This is a genomic window from Sulfolobus sp. B1 (assembly GCF_007050195.1).
In the GTDB taxonomy this organism is placed as follows: domain Archaea; phylum Thermoproteota; class Thermoprotei_A; order Sulfolobales; family Sulfolobaceae; genus Saccharolobus.
Window position 1 is genome coordinate 1 of record NZ_QIMI01000078.1, and the last position, 8,232, is coordinate 8,232.

9 protein-coding genes and 2 pseudogenes are annotated in these 8,232 nt (G+C 34.4%); 7 read left to right on the forward strand and 4 right to left on the reverse strand.

The genetic code is table 11. The annotated features are described in order from the left end of the window. The 3 genes from DMP16_RS06360 to DMP16_RS06370 form a co-directional block, all read left to right on the forward strand. The coding region (locus DMP16_RS06360) for a sulfurtransferase (protein ID WP_143576990.1) at positions 1–630 on the forward strand (630 nt) is incomplete at its 5' end. Continuing rightward, entirely contained in the window at positions 627–875 is a 249-nt protein-coding gene (locus DMP16_RS06365; protein ID WP_069283237.1) for a hypothetical protein, read from the forward strand. The genes DMP16_RS06360 and DMP16_RS06365, both read left to right, overlap by 4 nt. 66 nt (positions 876–941) lie before the next feature. Beyond that, positions 942–2,051, forward strand: coding sequence for an FAD-dependent oxidoreductase (locus tag DMP16_RS06370; protein WP_143576991.1), 1,110 nt, complete (start codon positions 942–944; stop codon positions 2,049–2,051). Between the two features lie 85 nt (positions 2,052–2,136). Here the strand turns inward: DMP16_RS06370 and DMP16_RS06375 are convergent, their stop codons facing one another. Then, entirely contained in the window at positions 2,137–2,496 is a 360-nt protein-coding gene (locus tag DMP16_RS06375; RefSeq protein ID WP_069284671.1) for a DUF1059 domain-containing protein, read from the reverse strand. An 86-nt stretch (positions 2,497–2,582) separates the two neighbouring features. Here DMP16_RS06375 and DMP16_RS06380 point away from each other — a divergent pair, with 86 nt between their 5' ends. The 3 genes from DMP16_RS06380 (at position 2,583) to DMP16_RS06390 (ending at position 4,552) form a co-directional block, all read left to right on the forward strand. Further along, positions 2,583–2,786 carry a DUF1059 domain-containing protein gene (locus DMP16_RS06380; RefSeq protein ID WP_069283228.1) on the forward strand — a complete coding sequence of 68 codons (204 nt, stop codon included), beginning with the start codon at positions 2,583–2,585 and terminating at the stop codon, positions 2,784–2,786. 7 nt (positions 2,787–2,793) lie between these two features. Beyond that, the gene (locus DMP16_RS06385) at positions 2,794–3,564 is read left to right on the forward strand and encodes a winged helix-turn-helix transcriptional regulator (RefSeq protein WP_069283226.1); all 771 of its coding nucleotides are present in this window, start codon (positions 2,794–2,796) and stop codon (positions 3,562–3,564) included. Between the two features lie 460 nt (positions 3,565–4,024). After that, positions 4,025–4,552 carry a hypothetical protein gene (locus tag DMP16_RS06390; protein ID WP_069283224.1) on the forward strand — a complete coding sequence of 176 codons (528 nt, stop codon included), beginning with the start codon at positions 4,025–4,027 and terminating at the stop codon, positions 4,550–4,552. Here the strand turns inward: DMP16_RS06390 and DMP16_RS06395 are convergent. After that, positions 4,538–6,007, reverse strand: a pseudogene (locus DMP16_RS06395) (4Fe-4S binding protein). The gene DMP16_RS06390 and the pseudogene DMP16_RS06395 sit on opposite strands and share 15 nt — an antisense overlap. Before the next feature lie 14 nt (positions 6,008–6,021). Then, positions 6,022–7,110, reverse strand: a complete 1,089-nt coding sequence (locus DMP16_RS06400) for a hypothetical protein (RefSeq protein WP_069283220.1) — start codon at positions 7,108–7,110, stop codon at positions 6,022–6,024. 91 nt (positions 7,111–7,201) lie between these two features. Here DMP16_RS06400 and DMP16_RS06405 point away from each other — a divergent pair, with 91 nt between their 5' ends. Beyond that, positions 7,202–7,993 carry a DUF929 family protein gene (locus tag DMP16_RS06405; protein ID WP_069283218.1) on the forward strand — a complete coding sequence of 264 codons (792 nt, stop codon included), beginning with the start codon at positions 7,202–7,204 and terminating at the stop codon, positions 7,991–7,993. Positions 7,994–8,012: 19 nt separating this feature from the next. Here the strand turns inward: DMP16_RS06405 and DMP16_RS10980 are convergent. Next, positions 8,013–8,232: pseudogene (locus DMP16_RS10980) on the reverse strand (hypothetical protein); the annotation flags it as partial.

An 8,232-nucleotide genomic window follows, 5' to 3' on the forward strand; every position in this document is an offset into this window, starting at 1 on the left:
GTACTTTATGGTGATTACAATAACTGGTTCGCCGTCTATGCTTTTTGGCTATTTAAGGCTTATGGTCACAATGACGTTAGAATTATGAATGGTGGAAGGACAAAATGGGCAAAGGATAATTTACCAGCTGAACAAGGACCTAAAGAGCCTCAATATCCTAAAACTACCTATAAGGTTAATAAAATTGATTGGGGTAGTCATAGAGCGTTTTTCTGGGAGGTGTTACAAAGATTAACTAAAGGAGACGTAGGAAAATCAGTAATATTAGTAGATGTAAGATCACCTAAAGAGTATACTGGTGAGATAAAAGCGCCACCAGAATACGCAGATGAGCAAACACAAGTTGGAGGTCACATACCTGGAGCAATAAGCTTTCCTTGGGCTCAAGCTGTAAATCAAGAGACCGGAGAGTTTAAGCCTATAGATGAATTAAGGAGACTATTCCAAAACGCTGGAGTATCCCCAGATAAAGAGATAATAACATATTGTAGAATTGGTGAAAGGGCAGCACATACATGGTTTGTATTAAAATATCTACTAGGTTATCCAGCAGTTAGAGTATATGATGGTTCTTGGGCTGAATGGGGTAACGTTGTAGGGGCTCCAGTGAAAAAAGGAACTGAACCATGAGAATAGTAGAAAGGGTCAAGTTAGATAAGATAGAATCTTGTGGATCCAAGAGCCCAGTCAGTATTATGATGGACGCAATAAGGAAAATAAAAGAATGTGAGGAAGGAGTAGAGATATTGCTAAATGATTACGATTGGTTATTAACGTTGAAATACTTATTGAAAATGAGCGATATGCAAATGAAGATCGAAGAGAAGGGAAGAGATGGAGATTTTGTGAAAGTCAATGTATTCAAAGATTGTTAGTAAGTAATATCTTTTTTAAGTTCATTTAAGATTAAGTTTAAATTATAGAAGATATTATGTGGTATTATGAAAAAGAAAATAGTTATTGTAGGAGGAGGTAATGCAGGAAGCGTGATTGCTAATTTACTAGCTGAAAAACTTGACGTTACCGTAATAGAACCTAATGATTATCACGTTTATCAACCAGGGTTAGTTGACTACATGATAGGATATGTTAACAGGGAAAAAATTATTAAGCCTATTAATGTATTATTAAAACCTTCGGTAAGATTAGTCAAGGCAAGGGCGAGGAAGATAATACCAGAGGATAGGGCTGTAATTACTGAAGATGAGAAGAAATATGAGGCTGACTATTTAGTTATAGCTACTGGTGGAGAGAATAAGGCATTATTTAATATAAGAGGATATCATACATTAGCTGAAGGAGACAATATTAGAGAGATAATAAATAGTCCTAAAGGCAAAAATTTCGTTATAGGCTCGTTACCCGGTGTAATAAAGTGCCCTGCAGCTCCATGGGAGATATCATTTTTATTGAAGTCTAAGTATCCAGAAGCTAATGTGACAATTTTAATTCCCGCTAAACAGCCCCCACCTATACAGCTTCCAATATCTACCTTATTTTCAAAGATAGCGTCATCCTTAGGTATAAAAATATTGAAAGGGTTTGTCATAGGTGAAGTAAATTATGATAGTAAGACAATTATATCTACGGAGGGAGAGAAGACTAATTTTGACAATTTAATAATAGATACTCCTATAATGACAACTTTCCCTGATCTTGCCGATAACTCTGGGCTAATACCAGTAGACAAACATACACTCCTTCATAGTGACGGTGTTTTCGTTGTCGGAGACGCTAATAATACACCAACACCAAAAACTGGAGCAGCAGCTCATCTACAAGCTGAAACAGTTGTAAATAACATTTTAGCCGAAGTTGAGGGTAATAGAAGTAAAGAACTTTATCGTGGAGATGCTATGTGCGCATTATATACTAGTAGAAGAGAAGGCGCATTAGTTTGGCTAAATTACGATAGAAGTAAGGTATTAGGTCCAAGTACAATTTATCGTTATATGAAGGAGATGTTCATTAACTTATATTGGTCGAGTCTTAATGGTAGCATTGACGTATTATTAAAGCCTATGATTTCTGCAATCGGAAGGGGTAAATGAGAATAATGATAGAGCTTAGACCTTAACAAAAAATATAATTGACAAATTCGGCAAATAAAAAAGTTAGTATCTTTTTTTAATTTGTTTACATTGCCTTTATGTTTTGTTTTATCTTATTTAGGGTATCTTGTGGAATAGATGTCATTCCATGTGACATCTTGGCGTGAAGAGAAAGTTCTTCTAGCAATTCTTGTTCTGATGATGCACCAACAATTTCAAATCCACAGTTCATTCCTACACTAGCACAAGCAAAACTGTATTTAGCTGATTTCTTTATGTTTTGCTTTATTTTATTTACGAGTTCAGGAGGGATGGAAGTTAGTCCATGACTAGCCTTAGCGTGAACTTTAAGCATCTCTAATAGCTCATCTTCAGTCCCAGCGTTTTGTATTTCGAATCCGCAATCCATTCCTACATCCGCACATTTGAATGAGTACTTTGCCATATATGAATATTCTCTATTGAGTATATAAGTTGGTGTATGAAAAATTCTAATCATAAGATATATACTCGGGTAGACAATTTTAATACATGGTATTTGGTTTAGGTAAGAAAAAGAAGTTCAACTTCAGTTGTAGCAGTGTTGGTATGAACTGTGGATTTGAAATAAGGGGAGCGAGTTCAGAACAAGAATTGTTAGAAATTCTGAAGGTTCATGCTAAAACAGTTCATAATCTGAGTGAGATACCGGATGATGTTTTAAATAAGATAAAACAGAATATAAAGAAAGTGTGAAGAAGTTATGGATATTGTTGACAAGAGGATTCTCTACTACCTGCTGAAAGATGGAAGAATTTCTCAAAGGAGAATAGCCTCTTTACTTAATCTAACACCTGCCAGCTTAAATTACAGATTTAAGAAATTGATGGATAGTGGGATCTTAAGAGGTTTCAAGCTTTATATAAATCCTAATTTTTTAGGAAAGTATAATCTTTATATAGCGTTTAAGAATTATAATGATATAGACGCGGACTGGATTTCTTTTAAGCTTAAGTGTTTAGAGTGGTTAAACGTTTATGGAATATATGCCTCCAATCATGACGAATTGAAGGACAAAATCACGTTCATGTCAAAGGAATTAGGTGAGCCAGTACTATCATATTTTCCGGTACAATCTATATTTAGACCATCCAACATAGATAAAATGATAATAGAAGTATTGAAGAAGGACCCTAGATTACCTTCTTCGGAAATAGCTAAAAGTTTGAACATAAGCTCAAAGATTATCGAGAAACATATACGATATTTAAGACATAAGGGTTTGATATTAGTAATTCCAGACATAGACCTAGGAAAAACTGATATAGTCATATTCTCTATGTTCTCTAAAAATATAGATGAAATAACAGTTGTTCTCCAAGAATGCAAATTATGGCAATTTACTGACGGTTACGCTGGGATTACCGTTTGTTATTCTGACAACATGGAGAGAGCTAGAAAGATAATAGCTGCAGCTAGGCAAATAGATAAATCTGCCGATGTTATGATAATTTATGACTATCTTTTTAAATAGTTCTGAATAAAAATTTCTTCTTATTTATTCAGAAAACTATAAGACAAAAAGGACGAACAAACCTCGTCATTTTGATAAATGAAGATTTCGGATTTCTTCTAACCTAGGCATGTCACCACTTATCCTCATAGTAACAAGCTACATTATGAATTAATCGTGCTTCAAATATTGTGAAACTGGGAATGAATAATGTAGTTACGTGTTGAAGAAACCTCTTTGCTTTTTCCCCCAACGTAATAAACTCCCCCAAAGGGGAGTAACGCTTTAGACCTCGATGGAACTCTCGCCCTTTAGGGAATGAGGATGCCAGAGTACTGAAAATTACTCCTAAAATAATATAGAATATAGTTGATATTTATTTTATATAAAGTAAGCTTACCATATATAGCTTATCCCGTAATTGATAATCAAAAGAATTTTGACATAAAAATTTTTACTAAGTTCTATTTAAGGTTGTATCATGGCTTATGAATGTTGTGATACGCAGTTCAATAATTTAAATGAATTCAAAAAGCATATTAAGAGTAGAAATTGGCATAAATTAAATTACTCTAACACATTTAGACTGAAATTAAGTGAAGATTTACTGAGAAAAATAATCGGGAATAAAAAACTCCTTTTTGGAATTACGAACCTCATATTTCCCGCTCAGGGAAAAGGCATACTTTATCTACCTTTTTCAAAGCCGAAAAGTGGTCTGGTTTTAAAAAGAAGTATTGTAGGCGATCTTGAGGGACCTATTTATGACCCTGTAAGTATAAAGTATAAATTCAATACTAATAATCTAATTTATCAGATAGAATTTAGAATTAAGAGAATAAATGAGGAATACTCTGATTTAATTGTGCTTTCATCCATGTCAGTAAACATAGGATTACTGGGTAGGTTAATGCCAGATAATGTATTAAAGACGTTACAAAAGATGGTAACTCCTCAAATATTAGTAAATGAGTATATAGGAAAAAATATAAGTTTACTTGAGCGATAAGCTCTTAATTTTACCTTTTATGTAACTCCTTACATCATAAAATTGAATATTGTCATGAGGGCATGCTTCAACACAATCTCCTACACCTATGCATCTAAATGACTTAAACTCACCCTTTTTTATAAAAGATGCTCTCATATCCGTAAGACCTACTGGACAGGCTAATGCACAATCAACAGTTTTGCACTTTAAACAGAGTTGAGGATCTTTTACTTTTAGTTTAAAGAAGCCTAAGTATCAGAAGAATTGGTTGAAGCTACCCCATGCGCAAATACCCGTGTTTACACAAGAATAGTTACCTAAAAATGGCATCAGCATAAACTGAAAATACCATAAAACGTTAAAGTATAAACTGGCATAGAACATTGTTGGATCGTTCCCAAATATCGAGAAAGTAAGAATCTTCTCATAGTTCAAATAGGAAAGTATAGCAAACACTATTAATGAAGTCCACGTTATTAGCATAATCCACTTATACCACGTATTAACCCTTGAGGTAAGAGACTTCCTCCCTATTTTGGAAGTTCTATTGAACTTCTTGAGAGAATCTAAAAAGGTTCCTTGTAACATATAAGGAGCTGTGCAAGTAACAGAGCATATTTGTCTACTACCAAACATAAACGATATTATTGCAGTAACCACGAAAGTGCCAATAATGCCTGTCAATAGGTAAGATGGTTCTACTGGTCCATACGTTCCTAATCCATTGAACCACATATAAGGGACGTACTGCACTTCATTTGCTATGGGAGAAAACGAGGGAAGCCATATACTATAAAAAGCATATGCAAACATCATTAGTAAAAACCTTATTTTATTTTCTAGTTTATTCAGCTCCAATAGTCTAAACAATCCTAGAATACCCAACCAAATACCTATATTTATCATGAACCAAGGACTAGATGTCACTGTAGCAAAGATAGATAAGAAATCGATTATTATATTAATAGGACTATTTGGTGTTAAAAAGCCGAAATTACTAAAGAAGTTGAAATTGCCTATTATTTTATAATCTATTACTGCACTTCCTAGCCAAATCACTACAAATGCTAGTGCTAACATAATGAAGGCTATCTTAGGGTTTCTGAGGTAATTCGCCTTTTCTCTTATTCCCCTTTTAAGCCTATAAGCAGATAGCGGAATTGATAAAAGAACAAGGTAACTAAAATTAGGAAAAATGAGAATAATGAAATACATACTACTTAATATAGTTAAAAACTCTATCACAATAAGTGGATAGTTATTTTCTATATTCCTCTTGATGTAAACTCCCTGGAAAAGTAGACCTACTATTACTGTAGAAAATATAATAGTCAAGAATAAAAATAGAGTATTCGCATGATAGAAGAATAAAGTAATACTTATAGTTGAAAGGATCAAATAGGAGTACCTTACGATTAAATCTAAAAAATTTTGAAATTTATTAACAAAAAAATAATAATTTTGCCTTTTCATGTTGTTACACCGAATTAAATTGGGTATGGATATACTGGAGGATCACTGAAGTATAGTATCATGTTAGAGTTAGTCGCACTGAACAGTTCAGATGGTGAGGTAATACCGGGAACTACTACTTCTAAACCTGGCTTGCCTAGAGCTAACCATATTGGATTCTTCGCATTAGCTACTGCAACCGCACTGTCATAAGTAGTCATCGCATTCTCTAATGCTGTTATATTATTCAAACAGTTAGCTGTTGGGTTAGTCAAGTTGGAAGGTACTATAGCTTGGCATTGTCCAGTTATAGGGTTAGGGAATATATTGGGATCGAAAACTAATACGACTACAATGTACCATGGGATGGACTGGTTAGTGGTAAACGTGACTAAATGCTCGTGTGCCGGAGTTGGCAATACTCCCTCTGGCAATCCAAACACTCCGTTCTTAATTCCTAGGTATTGTTCTACTACCGTGAAAGCAGGAGAATATATTAAACTCATGTGGTCTGGGCAGGCTGTTTCGGTTAATGCTGCACCACATTGTGTCAATATAACGTAGGTCTGATTATTATATGTGAATGTGGGGAAACCTTGTGGAGTAGCACCTAACTGTGGAACACCAAATATTGATAAGCCTGCAAATGCTGGGACTAATACAAATACTGGAGCAGCACCCTTTGGAAAAGCTGAAATGTTACCAGCTCCAACCTCGCATCCCATAGCTACCTTACTCTGATTTACTGCATTGGGGAAGAACACTGTTGCATTAGGAGTACACATGAATTGTGCAGTATACATGAACGTTATAACTTTTCCGTTGTAGAATGCACCGCTAGAATTGACAGTAATTGGTCTAGTAACAACTTGAGTAGTTGTTGTCGTTACAGTGGATGTTGAGGTTGAAGTAGATGTAACTGTGGAAGTAACAGTGGAGGGTGGTAATGTAGATGTTACGGTAGAAGTAACAGTTGAGGTCATGGTAGTCGGAGGTGCAGTAGGCTTAGTGGCATAAAGGGCAAATCCCACTGCTGCAATTATTATTAGCACCACTACTACTGCTGCAAATACTATATTAGATACAGCTCTCTTTACTTTTTTATTTTTCAATTTTTTTAGCACCTAATCATCCAATAGTTAGAGCTCATTTTAAGGATTTGTCAAAATTTTTCTAACGTTAACTATTATACCACCGTTTTCAGTATAATCATTCATGAGTTATAGAAAGTTTAGAAACATAGGCTTTATAGTAATTTTAGCCGTAATTATTCTTGCAATAATTGTATCCTCTTTATATAAAAGTACTCAATCGTCTTCAATAATTGGTCAACAAATACCTAATACTCTTTACGATAATCTAATAAGCCTAAGTCAGCAAGGATATAATGTAACTGTGTCTCCAATTCACCTAGGAGTTTTACCTTATAATTTCTCATCAAATGGGAAACCTGCTGTGATTTTTGTTGGAGCGGAATGGTGCCCTTATTGTGCTGCCGAGAGATGGGCATTGATTATAGCATTACTGAGATTTGGGAATTTTACAAATTTAGAGTATATGTTATCTAGTTCCACTGACGTTTATCCAAACACTCCAACTTTTACATTTGTTAACTCGACTTACACTAGTAAATATATAGCATTCGTACCTATAGAGTATGAGAATAGGGAACACCAACCTCTTGAAAAAGTACCACTAAACATTTATGATATGTGGACTGAGTATGGAAATGGGTCAATACCATTTATAATTATTGGTTACTACTATGAAGTGGGCACTACTATAGATCCTGGACTTTTAGCTGGTAAGAATTGGTCTTATGTGATTTCTCAATTAAATAATCCAAATAGCCAAATATACAAGGAAATATATGCTCAAGCTAATCTTATAACTGAATATATATGTAAGATAGACGGAAATAATCCAGTATCAGTATGCTCTCATTTCATGGACAGCAATCAAGTTGAGAATGAAAACGTTTTTATGATAACTGACTCCAAAATCTGACCTCCAGGTTTATCGTCTATCACTCTAATTTTTGCTTTAGTTTTATCCCTGAGATGTAGCCTAAATAGAAAAACGCCAAGGATATTATTATGACAGTTACTAAGTCAAACGGATAAGGAATCACATCTATCCCACCAAAAGATCCGAGTACAGAAATCAATAGTATTGAAATTAGCCATCCTACATACCATACTCCTCTAGAAAGCTCTGTAAAAACTACCTTCCTACCTTTTCGTAAT

Coding starts and splice junctions, on each gene's coding strand:
- DMP16_RS06365 (WP_069283237.1), top strand. CDS start 627: ATGAGAATAGTAGAAAGGGTCAAGTTAGATAAGATAGAATCTTGTGGA.
- DMP16_RS06370 (WP_143576991.1), top strand. CDS start 942: ATGAAAAAGAAAATAGTTATTGTAGGAGGAGGTAATGCAGGAAGCGTG.
- DMP16_RS06375 (WP_069284671.1), bottom strand. CDS start 2,496: ATGGCAAAGTACTCATTCAAATGTGCGGATGTAGGAATGGATTGCGGA.
- DMP16_RS06380 (WP_069283228.1), top strand. CDS start 2,583: ATGGTATTTGGTTTAGGTAAGAAAAAGAAGTTCAACTTCAGTTGTAGC.
- DMP16_RS06385 (WP_069283226.1), top strand. CDS start 2,794: ATGGATATTGTTGACAAGAGGATTCTCTACTACCTGCTGAAAGATGGA.
- DMP16_RS06390 (WP_069283224.1), top strand. CDS start 4,025: ATGGCTTATGAATGTTGTGATACGCAGTTCAATAATTTAAATGAATTC.
- DMP16_RS06405 (WP_069283218.1), top strand. CDS start 7,202: ATGAGTTATAGAAAGTTTAGAAACATAGGCTTTATAGTAATTTTAGCC.